The following is a 16,096-nucleotide window of genomic DNA, read 5'->3' on the forward strand; positions in this document are numbered from 1 at the left end:
ATATATAGTATTGACACTGTCAATACCGGCAAGCGATCGAGAATGAACAGGAGCTGTGGACGCCGCAGCTCCTGTTTACTTTTTGGCAAGAGACTCTTCTTCGCGATTCTCAAACGCGGTATGGTTTTGCGAATCGGACCATTTGTGGGGCAACAATGTCCGGTGAAGCCTGAACGGGGGCAAAGCCGATCAGGCGCGAAATGCGGCGATAGGGGATCAGGAATGCCGGCGGACGGCTTGCAACATGCGCGCCAGCGCGCGTCATGGCATGGACGGAGTCTGAAAAGGCTTGCGCGTGCCGGCGCGAATGTCCTTGCCCTCACGACCGCTATCAATCCCGCATTCGCCATGAGCGCCCTTCCCGGCCTCGCCTCGCCCGGTGTCGACGCGCTCAAGGTCGTATGGCTTTCAGCAACGGGCGGTGCCATCGCCTTCGCCGTCACGACCGCGACCGTGCTGGTCGTCAACCGCCGCAAGTCGGCAAACGACTTCGCAACCGTCCGCCGCCAGAACGCCTCCCTGAAAGCACGGCTCGACCGGCTGGAAAGCTTGATCGACAGCGAGGACCAGCGCCTCGTCATGTGGAGCGGGCGCGACGAGGAACCGATGATCGCCGGCGCGCTTTCCGAAGACAGCGGCGTGCCGCGCGGCGATGCCCAGCTTCTCGCCTTCGGCCAATGGCTGGAGCCGGCCTCGGCCCAGGAACTGGAACGCGCGCTCGACCGGCTGCGGGCGAACGGCGAAGGCTTCACGATGCGGCTTACCACCCGGACGGGCGGACTGCTGCAGGCAAGCGGACGCCCCTCGGCGGGTGCGGCCGTGCTCAAGCTTTGCGACCTGACCGGCGAGCGGCGGGCGCAGGCGCTGCTCAACGAGAAATACGCCGCCGTTTCCGCCGAGCTTGCCGCCACGCGAGAGCTTTTCGACGCCTTGAGCGGCCCGGCCTGGGCGCGCGACGTCGACGGAAAGCTGACCTGGGCCAACGCGGCCTATGCAAAGGCAGTGGACGCAGGCACCGTCAGGCAGGCGCTCGAAGCGGGAACGGACATCCTGGACGGCAACGCCCGCAAGGTGATTACGGCCGGACGCGGGGAAGACGGCATCTCGCGGGGCCGCCTGCCCGTTGTCGCCGGCGGCAAGCGCCGCATCTTCGAGGTAACGGAAGCCGCAACGCAAGCCGGAAGCTTCGGCATAGCCATCGACATCAGCGAGCTTGAAAACGCCCAGCGCGAACTCAAGCGCACGGTGGAGTTTCATGCGCGCACTCTCGACGAGCTTGCCACCGCCGTCGCGATCTTTTCCGCCGACCACAAGCTGCAGTTCTACAACTCCGCTTTCCGCACGCTCTTCGACCTCGATCCGGCGTTTCTGGAGGGGCAACCGGAGGAAGGCGCGATCCTCGACGCGCTTCGCGCCGCGCGCAAGCTGCCCGAACAGGCGGACTATCGCGGTTGGCGCGCCAAGCACCTGGACAGCTACCGCTCGCTGGAAGCCAAGGAATATTGGTGGCACCTGCCCGACGGGCGCACGCTGCGCGTGATCGCCAACCCGCATCCGAAGGGCGGCGTCACCTACATTTACGAGAATGTGACCGAGCGGCTGGACCTTGAAAGCCGCTATAACGCGCTGACGCGGGTGCAGGGCGAAACGCTCGACAACCTCTCGGAAGGTGTCGCCGTGTTCGGCTCCGACGGACGGCTGAAGCTTTTCAACCCCACGTTTTCCGGAATCTGGAAACTCGACGGAAGGGTGCTGGACGAAAGCCCGCATATCAAGGCGATCGCGGAAAGGATTTCCGGCGACGAGGACGTGGCGGACGCGTGGCATGCGCTCACCCTCGCCGTTACCGGCCTTGCGGACAACCGCGAACCGGTGACGGGGCGGCTGGAACGCGGGGATGGCGATGTCGTGGACTACGCGACGGTGCCGCTGCCAGACGGAGGCACGCTTGTCACCTTCGTCAATGTCACGGATTCGGTGAATGTGGAACGGGTGCTGCTGGAAAAAAACGAGGCGCTGGAAGCCGCCGACCAGCTCAAGAACGCTTTCATCCAGCATATTTCCTACGAGCTCAGATCTCCGCTCACCAACATCATTGGCTTCGCACAGCTTCTATCCGACACGAAGTTCGGCCCGCTGACCGAGAAACAGGCCGAATATACCGACTACATCCTCTCTTCCTCTTCCGCCCTTCTCGCCATCATCAACGACATCCTCGACCTTGCGACCATCGACGCAGGTATCATGGAACTCGACCTTTCCGACGTAGACGTGGCCAAGACCGTGACGGCGGCCATCGAGGGCCTCAAGGACAGGTTGCAGGACGCGGGCATCACGATCCGCGCCGATGTGCCGAAGGACATCGGCACATTGCAGGCCGACGAAAGGCGCCTGCGCCAGGTGCTCTTCAACCTGATTTCGAATGCCGTGCGCTATTCCGAGGACGGCGGGACGATCGACATTTCCTGCCGGAGGCTGCCCGATTCCATCGAGTTCGAGGTTCGCGACCACGGCTGCGGCATTCCCGACGACCTGCTGGACCAGGTGTTCGGGCGTTTCGTGGGCCGCGACACCGGCGCGCGGCGGCGCGGGGCGGGCCTTGGCCTTTCCATCGTGAAAAGCTTCGTGGAACTGCATGGCGGCACTGTCGACATCCAGTCGAAGGAAGGCGACGGAACCAGCGTGACCTGCCGGCTGCCGCTTTCCCCGCAGGCGGTACGGCACGCTGCCGAGTGACCTGCCGGAGGCAGCCTGCGTGAGCCTTGAAACCGTGATCATGAACTGCGCCGACGAGGCCGCGACCCGGCATCTGGCTGAAGATGCGGCTTCGATCCTCAAACCTGGCGACTGCGTGCTGCTGGTCGGCGATCTTGGAGCCGGAAAATCCACCTTCGCGCGCGCCGTCCTGCGCGCGCTTGCCGGCGATCCCGCCCTGGAAGTGCCGAGCCCGACATTCACCCTCGTCCAGACATACGAGCTCGACAGGCTTGCGGTCGCTCATCTCGACCTTTACCGGCTGGAGGAGGCCGAAGAGCTGGACGAACTGGGGCTCGACGAACTGCTGGAGCGCGGGGCGGCCCTTGTCGAGTGGCCCGAACGCGCCGAAGACCGGCTGCCCGGGGATGCGCTCGTCATACGCTTCGAGCAGGGCGAAGGGCCGGAAGCCCGCAAGATCACGCTTTCCTGGACCGGGGGAGACTGGAGCACACGCCTTGAGCGTGCGCGGGCCGTGCGCGCCTTTCTGGAGGCGTCCGGCTGGGAGCAGGCAACGCGCGTGCCCTTGCAGGGCGACGCTTCGACGAGGGCCTATGAAACCGTCACCTCGAACGGGCGCAGCGCGATCTTGATGAACGCGCCGGCACGGCCCGACGGGCCACCCGTGCGGGACGGCCTGCCCTATAGCCGGCTCGTGCATCTGGCGGAGGATGTGCGCCCGTTCGTGGCGATTGACGAGGGCCTGCGAAAGGCAGGGTTTCACGCACCGGAAATTCATGCGAGCGACCTCGACGCGGGCCTGCTTTTGCTTGAAGACCTCGGGCGCGAAGGCGTGGTCGAAAACGAAGCACCGATCCCCGAACGCTATTTCGCGGCCGTCGAGCTGCTGGCCGATCTTCACGCGCGCAAGTGGCCGGACGAAGCGCCGCTGCCCGACGGGACGCGCCACGTCCTTTCGCCCTACGACGCCCGCGCGCTCATGTTCGAGGCCGAACTTCTCACCGACTGGTATCTGCCATATGCGGGCCATCCGGCGGACGAGAGGCTGAGGCGCGAATTCGCGCAAGTCTGGAGCCCGCTCCTCAAAAGCCTCGAGACGGCCGAGACAACCTGGGTCCTGCGCGATTACCATTCGCCCAACCTGATCTGGCGTACCGGCAAGACGGGCAACGACCGCATAGGCCTGATCGATTTTCAGGACGCCGTCATCGGGCCTACCGCCTATGACGTCGCGTCATTGACGCTGGATGCCCGCGTTACAGTGCCCGAGGAGCTGGAACAAGCCCTTTACGCCCGCTACGTGGAGCGGCGGCAGGCGAATACGCCCGGCTTCGACGAAGAGCGGTTTTCGCAGGACTACGCGATCATGGCCGCGCAGCGGCTGACGAAGCTCTTCGGCATATTCGTGCGCCTCGCCCGCCGCGACGGCAAGCCGCGCTATCTGGGCCATCTGCCGCGCATCAACGACTATTTCAGCCGCGCCGCGAGGCACCCCGTTCTCGCCGATCTCAAGCTCTGGTATGAGACGCACGGCGTTTCTACATAAAGGACTTGGAGATACATGGCGCAGACCGACGCTTTCCGCCCGAAACGGGCCATGGTTCTTTCCGCTGGCATCGGCAAGCGCATGCGCCCGATCACCGCGACGACACCCAAGCCGCTGATCGAGGTGGCGGGGCGCGCGCTGATCGACCACGCGCTCGACCGCCTGGCGAAGGCGGGCGTGGAAACTTGCGTCGTCAACGTCCATTATCTCGCCGACCTCGTGGAGGTTCACGTCTCGCGGCGAACCTCCCCGAAAATCGTCATCTCCGACGAGCGCGACGAGCTGCTGGAGACGGGTGGCGGCATCGCCAAGGCGCTTCCCCACCTTGGGGACGAGCCTTTTTTTCTGCTCAATTCCGATAGCACCTGGATCGAGGGTGTTACACCCAACCTCGAACATCTGGTCCGCCATTGGGACGAGACCCGCATGGACGTGCTGCTGCTCTTGTCGGAAACGGTGACCTCCGTCGGCTACGACGGGCGCGGCGACTTCGACATGGACAAGGAGGGAATGCTTTCCCGCCGCAACGAACGCTCGGTCTCGCCCTTCGCCTATGCGGGAGCCGCGATCCTTCACCCGCGCCTGTTCGAGGGCGCGCCGGAAGGCGCATTCTCCCTCAACGTGCTGTTCGACAGGGCAATGGAGGACGGCAGGCTCTTCGGTGTGCTGATGGAAGGCATCTGGCTTCACGTCGGCACGCCGTCCGCGATTGCAGACGCCGAACGGGCAGTAAGCGAAAGCATCGATTGACGCAGCGGCTGCCTGTGAGCGCACTCTTCGCTACACTTCCCTCATGACGGACAGTGATTCGCTTCTCGTCTCGGCGAAACCCGATCTCAACCGCGCGATCTCCGACTGGCTCGACCATCTGGGTTCGGAACGCCGGCTCGCAGACAAGACGCTGATCGCCTACGAGCGCGATGTCCGGCAGTTTCTTTTCTTCCTGACCGAGCACCTGGGCGGTGCGCCGGGCCTTGGCGACATCAAGGAGCTGAAGCCCGCCGATTTCCGGGCCTTCCTGGCAAGGCGAAGGCGTGGCGGCGTGCAAAGCCGCTCCATTGCCCGCGCGCTTGCCGGCATCCGCTCGTTCCTGGGCTTTCTGGAGGAGCGCGGCATGGTCAACGCGGCCGCGGCCGCCGTTATCCGCCCGCCGCGCCAGCCGCGTTCCCTGCCCAAGCCGCTCGCCAGCGCCGACGCGAAACGCGTGGTGGACGCCGACATGGAAATTGACGCCGAACCCTGGATCGCCGCACGCAACGCCGCCGTGCTGACGCTTCTCTACGGCTGCGGATTGCGCCTTGCCGAAGCGCTGTCGCTGACCGGCGACACAGCACCGGGAAAAGGCGCGCGGACCCTGCGCATTCGCGGCAAGGGCGGCAAGGAGAGGATCGTGCCGGTCCTGCCTGTCGTGACGGAGGCGATCGAAAGCTATCTCGCCCTCTGCCCCTATACGCCGCAACCGGGAGGACCGCTGTTTTTCGGCGCGCGCGGCGGGCCGCTCAACCCGCGCATCGTGCAATACGCCATGCAGAAGCTGCGCGGTGCGCTCGGCCTGCCCGACACGGCGACCCCGCACGCATTGCGCCACTCCTTCGCCACCCATCTGCTTGCCGGCGGCGGCGACCTTCGCACGATCCAGGAACTGCTCGGCCACGCAAGCCTTTCCACCACGCAGGTCTATACGGAAATCGATACCGCCAGGCTTCTGGAGGCCTATGACAAGGCGCACCCGCACAACAGGTGATTTTTTCAGACACTGTGAGCAAAAAGACACAGTTAAACATGGATTAAGTTACTTGCCTTACGTTCATGCAGGAGACCAGAGAGCAAAAAAGGCCGCGATCATGCGCGTTTGGCTTGTCGCACTATTCCTGGCGATTGCCGTTGGCCAACCGGCGAAAGCTGAGGATAACGCGTGCATAACTCCCGAAACCGGGAGCTGGCGCGCGAAAGATCCCGAGCTCAAGCAACTCCACCGGATCGAGGTCGAGGCGCGCTGCCAAGGCGAGGCGAAGGCCTATCGCATTCGCGCCTTCACGCTGTGCTACCCGCGCGACTGCAAGTGGGGCTGGACCGAGGGCGTGCGCATCGGCAACTCATTAGTCGTTGATTTCATGGGTTTTTTCGGAAAACGATCGATCCGCCTGTCGGCCATGGGCGAGCGAATGTCGGCGGAAGTGCACGCCGACCCGTATGACCCCAAAGCATCTGACGAAATCTACAGTACAATTCTTTATAAAGAATAGTTCTTCGAAATCTTCCCGCGTGTTTATTTGTGTCTATTAGATGTCAAGCGCTGGATATCCCCAGACGATTTGATTTTTCATAACTTTCCGTTACACTCTGTTGCATCGAAAGCACGGGAGTGACTTTCGACATCGCCTTCAATGTCGTCCTGGAGCAGGGAGGACCGACATGAGAGTGCTTACCGGATTGGTTTTGACCACAGTCTTCGTCGCTTTCGTCCCAGGCACCGCAATTGCCTGCGAGTGGGTGAAGTCGGCCAAATCCCCGATGACCGAGATCACGCTTGACCAGACCTCCAGGCCGGTCGCGTCGCTGGCGACCAACGATCTCGATAAAAGCATCGTGGCCGAGGAAGAGACCAAGGAGATCAAGACTCCGGCCCAACCGGCGAAATGATCCGACCGTAGAGAATTCGAGAATGCCAGGCGGCGCCTTACCGGCGGGAGAAGGCGCAGCCAGCCAAAAGCTGTCCTGACCAATTGCGCCTGTGCGGGCCATGGCCCCACAGGCGTTTTTTTGATTGAAGCGGATGAGGGTCGCTGCCAACTGTCACGACGTCATGAAAACCGCCAGAGCATATCCCGCATGCCGAAACCTGTTATCGACTTTTCGCTTTACCTCGTCATCGGCCCACGCGACTGCGGCGGGCGCAACCCGGCGGATGTTGCGCAAGCTGCCGCTTCGGGCGGGGTTACGCTGGTGCAGCTTCGCGACAAGGAAGGCGCGACCCGCGATATCCTGACGCTTGCGCGCGAGATGAAGACAAGGCTCGATCCCCTGGGCGTGCCGCTGATCGTCAACGACCGCATCGACGTGGCGCTCGCAGCGGAGGCCGCCGGCGCCCACCTTGGTCAGGACGACATGCCCCTTGAAGAGGCAAGACGGCTCGCCGGACCGGAATTCGTGATCGGCGTCTCCATCGGATCGGAAGCAGAACGAGATGCGACACCGCTTGGGCTTGCCGATCACGCAGGCGTCGGGGCCTGCTTTCCCTCCTCCACCAAGGCCGATGCGGACTCGCTCGGGGTCGAAGGATTGCGAACCTTGCGTCCGAGCCTGCCGTTGCCCGTCGTCGGCATCGGCGGAATAACGGCTGAAAACGCCGCCGAAGTGATCGCGGCGGGTGCCGACGGTGTCGCGGTCGTCTCGGCGATCTGCGGGGCGCCGGACCCGGCGGCGGCGGCGCGAGCGCTTTCGAAAATCATTAACAAATCATAATTTTAACACCTGATTAACCATAACCGGGCCATCAATTGCATTCTGCGAAAGCGTTAAGCAATTGCGAGTATTTCCGAGGCCTTCATGACAAGTCCGATTTCCCTGAATTCGAGTTTCAACGCCTATTCCATCCTGACCGGAGGCACGGCGGGCGGTGCCGGCGGGCTGGGCAAGGCCCCGTCCGCGCTCCAGCTTCTGGGGGGCACCGGCGACGGTGCGTTTGGCCAAGGCGGCTTCGATACAGGCGCACCGGCCACCGACGCGCAGGCCTTCATCTTCAAGACCGTCCTGCGAAAGGGACAGGAACTGCCGCCCGCGCAAACCGACGATCCGCAAGCCGCGAACCACGCCGGAAATATCCACAGCGAACTGGAGGTCAACGGAAAGACGCTGGTGCGCGCGTTCAACGACGGCAGCATCGAAGTCGCGCCGACGCTGAACGTCGTGCTGCAGTACGAAGGTTTGACCGAAAACGGAGCGCAAGGCCCCGATGCGGCGGAAGCGCGGGTGAAGAAAATCGCCGAATACCTCTCGGAGATCGGCATTGCGGAAGAAAGCAGCGAACCCGCCGGCACGCCAGACAATCCGAAGATCGAGATCGTCATCGCCGAAACGGCCCTCACCCAGGAAGACTACATCCAGGCGAAGATCGACCGTGGCGAGGCGGGACCGGGCCTCTTGTTCTCCGGCACGATCTGAGTGAGGAAAAGAAAAGCGGCGGAGACGATCCGCCGCTTCCGTAATTCCGAATATGCCCGGCCGATCAGATGTGGATCGGCTTGGCAAAGGTGGCAAGCGCCGCCTCCTTGACGGCCTCGCTCAACGTCGGATGGGCATGGCAGGTGCGGCCGAGATCTTCCGACGCACCGCCGAATTCCATCAGCACGGCCGCCTCGTGGATCATCTCGCCCGCACCGAAGCCGACGATGTGAACCCCGAGCACGCGGTCGGTCTCGGCATCGGCCAGTACCTTCGCGAAACCGTCCGTCTGAAGCATCGCCTTGGCGCGTCCATTGGCCGTCAGCGGGAACTTGCCGGCCTTGTATTTCACGCCTGCCGCCTTCAGCTCCTCCTCCGTCTTTCCGACGGAGGCAACTTCCGGCGCCGTGTAGACAACGCTCGGGATCACCTCGTAATTCACGTGGCCGGCCTGCCCGGAAAGCATTTCGGCAAGGGCAACGCCCTCGTCCTCCGCCTTATGGGCGAGCATCGGACCCGCGATCACATCGCCGATGGCGTATATGCCCTCGACGTTTGTGCGGTAATGGCCGTCGGTCTTCACGCGCCCGCGCTCGTCCAGCGCGACACCGGCCTCCTTCAGACCGAGACCGTCCGTGTAGGGCTTGCGGCCGATGGCGACCAGCACGACGTCGGCGGCAAGCGTTTCTGCTCCCGCCTCGCCGCCCGCCGCAGGCTCGACCGTCACCTCCAGTTCCCTGCCCTTCTTGGAAACCGCCGTCACCTTGGAAGAGAGCTTGAAATTCATGCCCTGTTTTTTCAGCATGCGCTGGAACTGCTTGGAAACGTCGCCGTCCATCGGACCCAGGATCTTGTCCATGAATTCGACGAAGACGACCTCCGACCCGAGGCGTGCGTAAACGGAACCAAGCTCAAGCCCGATAACACCCGCACCGACCACGACGAGCCGGTCCGGCACCTTGTCGAGCTCAAGCGCGCCGGTGGAAGAAACGATCTGCTTCTCGTCGATTTCCACGCCCGGCAGCGGCATCACATCGGACCCGGTGGCGATGGCGATATTTTTCGTCTCCAATACGGTGGTTGAGCCGTCGTCCGCCTTCACCTCGACCTTGCCAGCTCCGAGAATTTTGCCGGTGCCGTGATGGGCTTCGATCTTGTTCTTCTTGAACAGGAACGAAATGCCGGAGACGTTGCCTTCGACCGTTTTTTCCTTATGGGCGAGCATCTGCTTCCAGTCGAGCTTCGGCTTGCCGACCTTGATGCCGAAGGTCTCGAAATTATGCGCTGCTTCCGCGAACATCTCGGACGCGTGCAACAACGCCTTGGAGGGGATGCAGCCGATATTAAGGCAGGTGCCGCCATGGGTGGCGCGTTTTTCGACGACGGCAACCTTCATCCCAAGCTGGGCCGCCTTGATGGCGCAGACATAGCCGCCGGGGCCGGTGCCGATGACCACAAGATCGTATTGGGGCATTTCGCTCGCCTCTTTCGTTCAAGCTATTCCGTATGGGGAGTTGATTGGAGATCAGGGCAGGACCGAGCGCCCTCCGGAGACGTCGAGAATCGCGCCGGTGGTATAGGACGCCTCATCGGACATGAGCCAGAGGATCGCCTTCGCGACCTCTTCCGCCGTGCCCTCGCGTTTCATCGGCAACTGGTCGCGGATCTGCGCGACACGATCCGGTTGCCCGCCCGAGGCGTGGATTTCGGTATCGATGATGCCTGGCCTGACGGCGTTCACCCGCACGCCCTCCGCCCCGACTTCGCGCGAGAGCCCGACGGTGAAAGTGTCGATCGCCCCCTTGGCAGCGGCATAGTCCACATATTGCGAGGGCGCGCCGAGCTTGGCCGCCGCCGAAGACAGATTGACGATCGCCCCGCCCTTGCCGCCATGCCTTGTGGACATGCGCTTGACCGCCTCGCGCGCGCAGAGGAACGAACCGGTGATGTTGATCGCGAACATGCGCGTCAGTCGGTCGAGGCTCATCTCGTCGACGCGCAGCGGTACGTCGACAACACCCGCGTTGTTGACGAGCGCTTTCAACGTTCCGAGGCGATCCGCCGCCTCGAAGATCTTCAGGATATCGGCTTCGGAAGCGACATTGCCCTTCACCGCTTCGGCCCGGCCGCCGGCGGCCACGATTTCCGTCACCAGCGCTTCCGCCGCTTTCGCGTTCGAAACGTAATTGACGAGGACGACATATCCGGCCCGCGCCGCAAGCCGGCAAACTGCAGCACCTATGCCCCGGCTTCCTCCGGTTACGATCGCGACTGGATCATTGCTCGACATGTGCTGACGATCCTTTTCGTCTTGCCGCGGTTTGCGGAGAACGGCATTCAGACGTCCGCCGGCACCCAGGCCGGCAGCGGAGTGCCGCCGCAATAGTGGTTTTCAGACGGCGTTTCGCGAAACAGAACATACAGATCGGCGGGTGGCGAGCCTATTTCCCGTTCCAGGAGTTCGGCGATAGCGTCAACCAGCGCCTTTTTCCTTTCCGGCTCGCGCCCGGGCCGCAGATCGACCTGCACCAGCGGTGCGCCATCGCCGATTTCGGCCACCACTTCGCGCACCGCAACGTAATCGTATTTCGTCTCTTTCGGAGCAAGGGTGCGCAGAACCGCATCCTTCACGCCGAGGCGAATGCGCTTTTGCGTCTCAAGCGGCGTCCCATTCGGTACATCAACCCGTATTACCGGCATAACCCTTCACTTCCCCCCGAGATTCAAATTTCGCAATGCTTCCGCGCGATTATGAGCGCCCTTGCCGCATCGCTGCGTGAATCCACTCCCGTTCAAGGCGTCAAATTCGCCGCGCGTTGGCTCCTCCGGAAAGAAAATGGCACCGGAAGGTGCCAATTCCCATTTTCTCAAAGATCCAGCACGAGACGCTGGATGTCCTCAAGGCTCTCCTTGACGCGCACCAGGAATGTGACCGCCTCCTTGCCGTCGACAATGCGGTGATCGTAGGAGAGCGCCAGATACATCATCGGGCGGGCGACGATCTGACCGTCGACGACCATCGGCCGTTCCTGGATCTTGTGCATGCCGAGAATACCGGACTGCGGGGCGTTCAGGATCGGCGAGGACATGAGCGAGCCGTAGACGCCGCCATTCGAGATGGTGAAGGTGCCGCCCTGCATCTCGTCGATGCCGAGCTTGCCGTCACGCGCCTTGCGGCCGAATTCGGAAATCTTCTTCTCGATCTCGGCGATCGACATTTCATCCGCATCGCGCACGACCGGAACGACCAGGCCTTTTTCCGTGCCCACCGCCACGCCGATGTGGCAGTAGTTCTTGTAGATGATGTCGGTGCCGTCGATCTCGGCGTTGACCGCCGGGATTTCCTTCAGCGCGTGGCAGACGGCCTTGGTGAAGAAGCCCATGAAGCCGAGCTTCACGCCGTGCTTCTTCTCGAAAAGGTCCTTGTACTGCTTGCGCAGCTCCATGACCGGGCCCATGTCCACCTCGTTGTAGGTGGTGAGCATGGCAGCCGTGTTCTGCGCATCCTTCAGCCGCCGCGCGATGGTCTGGCGCAGCTTCGTCATGCGAACGCGCTCCTCGCGCCCCTCGTCGCCGGCTGCGCTCGGCGCGCGCGGGGCCTTCGCCGCCGGCGCCTCGGCCTGCTTCGCGGCCGCGTCGCCGGCGAGTGCAGCAATGACATCGCCCTTCAGCACCTGGCCGCGCTTGCCCGAGCCCGAAACCTGATCGTCCGAAAGGCCGGCTTCGGCCATCATCTTGGACGCAGACGGCGCGGGCGGCATGGAGGAGGAGCTGGCCGTTTCCTCTTTCGCAGCAGGGGCCGGGGAAGCCGCAGGCTTTGCGGCGGCGGCACCCGCCCCGACCGCGATGCGGCAGAGAATATCGCCCGGCTGGACGGTATCTCCGGTTTTCTTCAAAACCTCGACGACGGTGCCTGCCTGGGGAGCCGGAATTTCCTGCGCGGCCTTGTCGGTTTCAAGCTCGACAAGCGTATCGTCGGCTTTCACCGTATCGCCTTCCTTGACCATCCATTCGCCGACTTCGGCTTCCGTCACGCTTTCGCCTGCGGAAGGAACGACGACGTCCACGGTTTCAGCCGAGGCCGCCTTCTTCGCCTCGGCGGGCTTTTCCGCCTTGGCCGCACCGCCGTCCGATTTCTTCGCCGCAGCCGGCTTGGCGGCACCCTCGCCTTCGCTGATCTGGCCGAGCAGCGCGCCGACCTCCACCGTATCGCCTTCCTTGACGAGGATTTCCTCAAGCGTGCCGGAAGCGGGCGCCGGCACTTCCACGGTCACCTTGTCGGTTTCCAGTTCCACGATGGGTTCGTCGGCGTTGATCGCCTCGCCCGGCTTCTTGAACCACTGGGCGATGGTCGCCTCGGTAACGGATTCGCCCAGGGTGGGCACTCGGATTTCGGTCGCCATGATCGTTTCTCTTTGTCCTGGCCGTAGCCCTGCCCCGCAATACGCTCACGCGGGACCAGGGCCCTTGAAAACCTTCACGCGGCTTGTCGCGCGATCGAAAGACGGCCCCCGCCTCAGGCGGCGAAGGCCTCGTCGAGAAATGCCTGCAATTGGGCGAGATGCTTGGACATCAGGCCGGTCGCGGTTGCGGCCGACGCCGCCCGGCCGACGTAGCGCGGGCGGTCATGCTTCGCGCCGATCTGGTTGAGCACCCATTCCACATAGGGCTGGATGAAGGCCCAGGACCCCATGTTCTTCGGCTCTTCCTGGCACCAGACGATATCCGCGTCCTTGAAGCGCGAAAGCTCGTGGCTGAGCGCCTTTGTGGGGAAGGGGAAAAGCTGCTCGACGCGCATGATGTAGACGTCGTCGATGCCGCGTTTCTCACGCTCCTCGAAAAGGTCGTAATAAACCTTGCCCGAGCACAGGATGACCCTACGGATCTTCTTGTCATCGGCGAGCTTGATGCCGTCTCCCGGATTATGTTCGGCATCGTCCCAAAGGAGACGGTGAAAGGAGGCCTCCTCCCCGAATTCCGAAAGCTTGGAAACCGCACGCTTGTGACGCAGAAGGGACTTCGGCGTCATCAGGATCAGCGGCTTGCGGAAGTCGCGCTTGAGCTGACGGCGCAGGATGTGGAAGTAGTTCGCGGGCGTCGAGCAGTTGGCGACCTGCATGTTGTCTTCCGCGCACATCTGCAGGAAACGCTCCAGCCGCGCGGAGGAATGCTCCGGCCCCTGGCCTTCGTAGCCGTGCGGCAGCAGGCAGACGAGGCCCGACATCCTGAGCCACTTGCGCTCGCCCGACGACAGGAACTGGTCGAACACAACCTGCGCGCCGTTGGCGAAATCGCCGAACTGGGCTTCCCAAAGCGTCAGCGCGTTCGGCTCGGCCAGCGAATAGCCGTATTCGAACCCGAGCACGGCTTCTTCCGAAAGCATCGAATTGATGACTTCGTAGCGCGCCTGACCATCCTGCAGGTTGTTGAGGGGGATGTACCGGCTTTCCGTCTCCTGATCGTAGAGAACGGAATGGCGCTGCGAGAACGTGCCGCGCTCGCAATCCTGGCCGGACAGGCGAACGGCATGCCCCTCCACCAGGAGCGAGCCGAACGCCAGCGCTTCCGCCGTCGCCCAGTCGATGCCCTCGCCCGATTCGAATGCCTTCTTGCGGTTGTCGAGGAAGCGGCGGATCGTGCGATGGACGTTGAAGCCATCGGGAACGGTGGTCAGCCGCTTGCCGATGGTTTCAAGCGTCTTGTCGTCAAGGCCGGTCATGCCGCGGCGCGGCTCGTCCACCTGGTTGGCCTGCTTCATGCCCGACCACTTGCCGTCCAGCCAGTCGGCCTTGTTGGGCCTGTAGGCGTTGCCGGCCTCGAACTCCTCGTCGAGGCGCGCGCGGAAGCCCGCCTTCATCTCCTCGACTTCTTCGGCCGTGACCACGCCGTCCTTCACCAGCCTTTCGCCATAGATCTGCAGCGTCGTCGCGTGCTTGCGGATCTTGCGGTACATGATCGGCTGCGTGAACGCCGGCTCGTCGGACTCGTTATGGCCGAAGCGGCGGTAGCAGATCATGTCGATCACCACCGGCTTGCCGAACTGCTGGCGGAACTCCGTCGCGATCTTGGCCGCATAGACCACGGCTTCCGGATCGTCGCCGTTGCAGTGGAAGATCGGCGCCTCGATCATCTTCGCCACGTCCGAGGGATAGGGCGAAGAACGCGAGAAGCGCGGGTTCGTCGTGAAGCCGATCTGGTTGTTGATGATGAAGTGGATGGAGCCGCCCGTACGGTGGCCGCGAAGGGCGGAAAGCCCGAAGCACTCCGCCACCACGCCCTGGCCGGCAAACGCCGCATCGCCGTGCAGAAGCAGCGGCAGGACCTTGGACCGGTCGACCTCGGTCGTTTCCACCCAATGCCCGTCGACCGCCGAAAGCTGGTCCTGCTTGGCGCGCGCCTTGCCGAGCACCACGGGATCGACGATCTCGAGATGCGAGGGGTTCGCGGTCAGCGACAGGTGCACCGTGTTTTCGTCGAACGAACGGTCGGACGAGGCGCCGAGGTGATACTTCACATCGCCCGAGCCTTCCACGTCGTCCGGCGTGAAGGAACCGCCCTTGAACTCGTGGAAGATGGCGCGGTGCGGCTTGCCCATCATTTGGGCCAGAACGTTGAGGCGCCCGCGGTGGGCCATGCCGAGCACGATTTCCTTCACACCAAGCGCGCCGCCGCGCTTGATGATCTGTTCGAGCGCGGGGATCAAAGCCTCGCCGCCATCGAGGCCGAAGCGCTTCGTGCCGGTGTATTTGACGTCCAGAAACTTCTCGAAGCCTTCCGCCTCGATCAACTTGTTGAGGATCGCCTTCTTGCCCTGCTCGGTGAAGGTGACCTGCTTGTCCGGGCCCTCGATGCGCTCCTGGATCCAGGCCTTTTCGGCCGGATCGGAAATATGCATGAACTCCACGCCGAGCGTGGAACAATAGGTGCGCTTCAGGATCGCCAGCATCTCGCGAATGGTGGCGAACTCGAGCCCCAGAACGTGATCGATGAAGATCTTCCGGTCCCAGTCGGCCTCCGTGAAGCCGTAGGTCGCGGGGTGAAGCTCCTCGTGATCGCCCGGCGCTTTGAGCCGCAGCGGATCGAGGTCGGCGTGCAGATGACCGCGCATGCGGTAGGCGCGGATCATCATCAATGCGCGAACGGAATCGCGCGTCGCCTGCTGCACCTCGGCATCGCTGATCTCGATGCCCCTGGCCTTGGCCTTGCCCTTCAGCTTGTCGCCAAGGTCCTTCTCGACCGGCGCCCAGTTGCCGTCGAGCGCGCTGACAAGCTCGCCGTTGGCGGCGATCGGCCAGTCGGCCCGCTTCCAGGGAGCGCCGCGCGCTTCCTTCAGAACATCGGACTTCTCGTCCTTCAGTTCGCCGAAGAAAGAGCGCCACTCCTCGTCGAGCGATGCCGGATTTTCCTGATATTTTGCGTAGAGGTCTTCGATGTAGCCCGCGTTCGTGCCATAGAGGAACGACGTCAGGGCGAAGAGGTTGTTCTCGTCTTGCCGAGCCATCTCACCTTTTTGGCGGTGTTTACCCGCCATGCTCCTTACGGGGTGCCCTTTCACGCAGCGCCCCTAAAGCTTCATTTTTTAAAGACCAGCGCGAGGCGTGTCCCGCGCCGGCCTGTTCCCCGGTAGGGCCGGCCTGCCGCAAGGACACGCTGGCCACCCCTACTATGGTG

General features: G+C 63.2%; 13 protein-coding genes. 8 read left to right on the forward strand and 5 right to left on the reverse strand.

Annotated elements, in window-relative coordinates; all coding sequences use genetic code 11:
- Positions 1 to 222 precede the first annotated feature (222 nt).
- The 8 genes from HPQ64_RS02115 (at position 223) to HPQ64_RS02150 (ending at position 8,425) form a co-directional block, all read left to right on the forward strand.
- A complete protein-coding gene (locus tag HPQ64_RS02115; RefSeq protein WP_210260059.1) occupies positions 223 to 2,736 on the forward strand; it encodes a sensor histidine kinase in 2,514 nt (837 codons plus the stop codon).
- A 19-nt stretch (positions 2,737 to 2,755) separates the two neighbouring features.
- Positions 2,756 to 4,261, forward strand: coding sequence for a tRNA (adenosine(37)-N6)-threonylcarbamoyltransferase complex ATPase subunit type 1 TsaE (gene tsaE / locus HPQ64_RS02120; RefSeq protein WP_343035891.1), 1,506 nt, complete (start codon positions 2,756 to 2,758; stop codon positions 4,259 to 4,261).
- A gap of 15 nt (positions 4,262 to 4,276) precedes the next feature.
- Positions 4,277 to 5,011, forward strand: a complete 735-nt coding sequence (locus tag HPQ64_RS02125) for a nucleotidyltransferase family protein (RefSeq protein WP_210260060.1) — start codon at positions 4,277 to 4,279, stop codon at positions 5,009 to 5,011.
- A gap of 43 nt (positions 5,012 to 5,054) precedes the next feature.
- Positions 5,055 to 6,005, forward strand: coding sequence for a tyrosine recombinase XerC (locus HPQ64_RS02130; RefSeq protein WP_172886734.1), 951 nt, complete (start codon positions 5,055 to 5,057; stop codon positions 6,003 to 6,005).
- On the forward strand, positions 5,977 to 6,507 hold the full coding sequence (locus HPQ64_RS02135) for a hypothetical protein (protein ID WP_172886735.1): 531 nt from the start codon (positions 5,977 to 5,979) through the stop codon (positions 6,505 to 6,507). Before HPQ64_RS02130 ends, HPQ64_RS02135 begins: the two co-directional genes overlap by 29 nt.
- Before the next feature lie 169 nt (positions 6,508 to 6,676).
- Complete coding sequence (locus HPQ64_RS02140; RefSeq protein WP_172886736.1) at positions 6,677 to 6,904, forward strand: hypothetical protein; 228 nt, start codon at positions 6,677 to 6,679, stop codon at positions 6,902 to 6,904.
- A gap of 189 nt (positions 6,905 to 7,093) precedes the next feature.
- On the forward strand, positions 7,094 to 7,726 hold the full coding sequence (thiE, locus tag HPQ64_RS02145) for a thiamine phosphate synthase (protein ID WP_172886737.1): 633 nt from the start codon (positions 7,094 to 7,096) through the stop codon (positions 7,724 to 7,726).
- An 84-nt stretch (positions 7,727 to 7,810) separates the two neighbouring features.
- On the forward strand, positions 7,811 to 8,425 hold the full coding sequence (locus HPQ64_RS02150; RefSeq protein WP_172886738.1) for a hypothetical protein: 615 nt from the start codon (positions 7,811 to 7,813) through the stop codon (positions 8,423 to 8,425).
- Between the two features lie 64 nt (positions 8,426 to 8,489).
- On the opposite strand, the gene lpdA is transcribed toward HPQ64_RS02150, so the two are convergent.
- The 5 genes from lpdA to HPQ64_RS02175 form a co-directional block, all read right to left on the reverse strand.
- Positions 8,490 to 9,899: a dihydrolipoyl dehydrogenase gene (gene lpdA / locus HPQ64_RS02155; RefSeq protein ID WP_172886739.1), complete on the reverse strand. Its 1,410-nt coding sequence runs from the start codon at positions 9,897 to 9,899 to the stop codon at positions 8,490 to 8,492.
- A 51-nt stretch (positions 9,900 to 9,950) separates the two neighbouring features.
- Positions 9,951 to 10,715, reverse strand: a complete 765-nt coding sequence (locus HPQ64_RS02160) for an SDR family oxidoreductase (protein ID WP_172886740.1) — start codon at positions 10,713 to 10,715, stop codon at positions 9,951 to 9,953.
- A gap of 47 nt (positions 10,716 to 10,762) precedes the next feature.
- The gene (locus tag HPQ64_RS02165) at positions 10,763 to 11,125 is read right to left on the reverse strand and encodes a tautomerase family protein (RefSeq protein WP_172886741.1); all 363 of its coding nucleotides are present in this window, start codon (positions 11,123 to 11,125) and stop codon (positions 10,763 to 10,765) included.
- 167 nt (positions 11,126 to 11,292) lie between these two features.
- On the reverse strand, positions 11,293 to 12,828 hold the full coding sequence (gene odhB, locus HPQ64_RS02170; RefSeq protein WP_172886742.1) for a 2-oxoglutarate dehydrogenase complex dihydrolipoyllysine-residue succinyltransferase: 1,536 nt from the start codon (positions 12,826 to 12,828) through the stop codon (positions 11,293 to 11,295).
- A gap of 113 nt (positions 12,829 to 12,941) precedes the next feature.
- Positions 12,942 to 15,926, reverse strand: coding sequence for a 2-oxoglutarate dehydrogenase E1 component (locus HPQ64_RS02175; protein ID WP_172886743.1), 2,985 nt, complete (start codon positions 15,924 to 15,926; stop codon positions 12,942 to 12,944).
- Positions 15,927 to 16,096: the final 170 nt, after the last annotated feature.

Origin of the sequence: Hongsoonwoonella zoysiae, from assembly GCF_013266695.1 — a bacterium.
Lineage (GTDB): Bacteria > Pseudomonadota > Alphaproteobacteria > Rhizobiales > Stappiaceae > Hongsoonwoonella > Hongsoonwoonella zoysiae.

Bases quoted from the DNA above. Each gene is read 5' to 3' on its own strand.
- HPQ64_RS02135 (WP_172886735.1), top strand. From the start codon at position 5,977: ATGACAAGGCGCACCCGCACAACAGGTGATTTTTTCAGACACTGTGAG.
- HPQ64_RS02140 (WP_172886736.1), top strand. From the start codon at position 6,677: ATGAGAGTGCTTACCGGATTGGTTTTGACCACAGTCTTCGTCGCTTTC.
- HPQ64_RS02115 (WP_210260059.1), top strand. From the start codon at position 223: ATGCCGGCGGACGGCTTGCAACATGCGCGCCAGCGCGCGTCATGGCAT.
- lpdA (WP_172886739.1), bottom strand. From the start codon at position 9,899: ATGCCCCAATACGATCTTGTGGTCATCGGCACCGGCCCCGGCGGCTAT.
- HPQ64_RS02130 (WP_172886734.1), top strand. From the start codon at position 5,055: ATGACGGACAGTGATTCGCTTCTCGTCTCGGCGAAACCCGATCTCAAC.
- HPQ64_RS02150 (WP_172886738.1), top strand. From the start codon at position 7,811: ATGACAAGTCCGATTTCCCTGAATTCGAGTTTCAACGCCTATTCCATC.
- odhB (WP_172886742.1), bottom strand. From the start codon at position 12,828: ATGGCGACCGAAATCCGAGTGCCCACCCTGGGCGAATCCGTTACCGAG.
- HPQ64_RS02160 (WP_172886740.1), bottom strand. From the start codon at position 10,715: ATGTCGAGCAATGATCCAGTCGCGATCGTAACCGGAGGAAGCCGGGGC.
- HPQ64_RS02165 (WP_172886741.1), bottom strand. From the start codon at position 11,125: ATGCCGGTAATACGGGTTGATGTACCGAATGGGACGCCGCTTGAGACG.
- HPQ64_RS02175 (WP_172886743.1), bottom strand. From the start codon at position 15,926: ATGGCTCGGCAAGACGAGAACAACCTCTTCGCCCTGACGTCGTTCCTC.
- HPQ64_RS02125 (WP_210260060.1), top strand. From the start codon at position 4,277: ATGGCGCAGACCGACGCTTTCCGCCCGAAACGGGCCATGGTTCTTTCC.
- thiE (WP_172886737.1), top strand. From the start codon at position 7,094: ATGCCGAAACCTGTTATCGACTTTTCGCTTTACCTCGTCATCGGCCCA.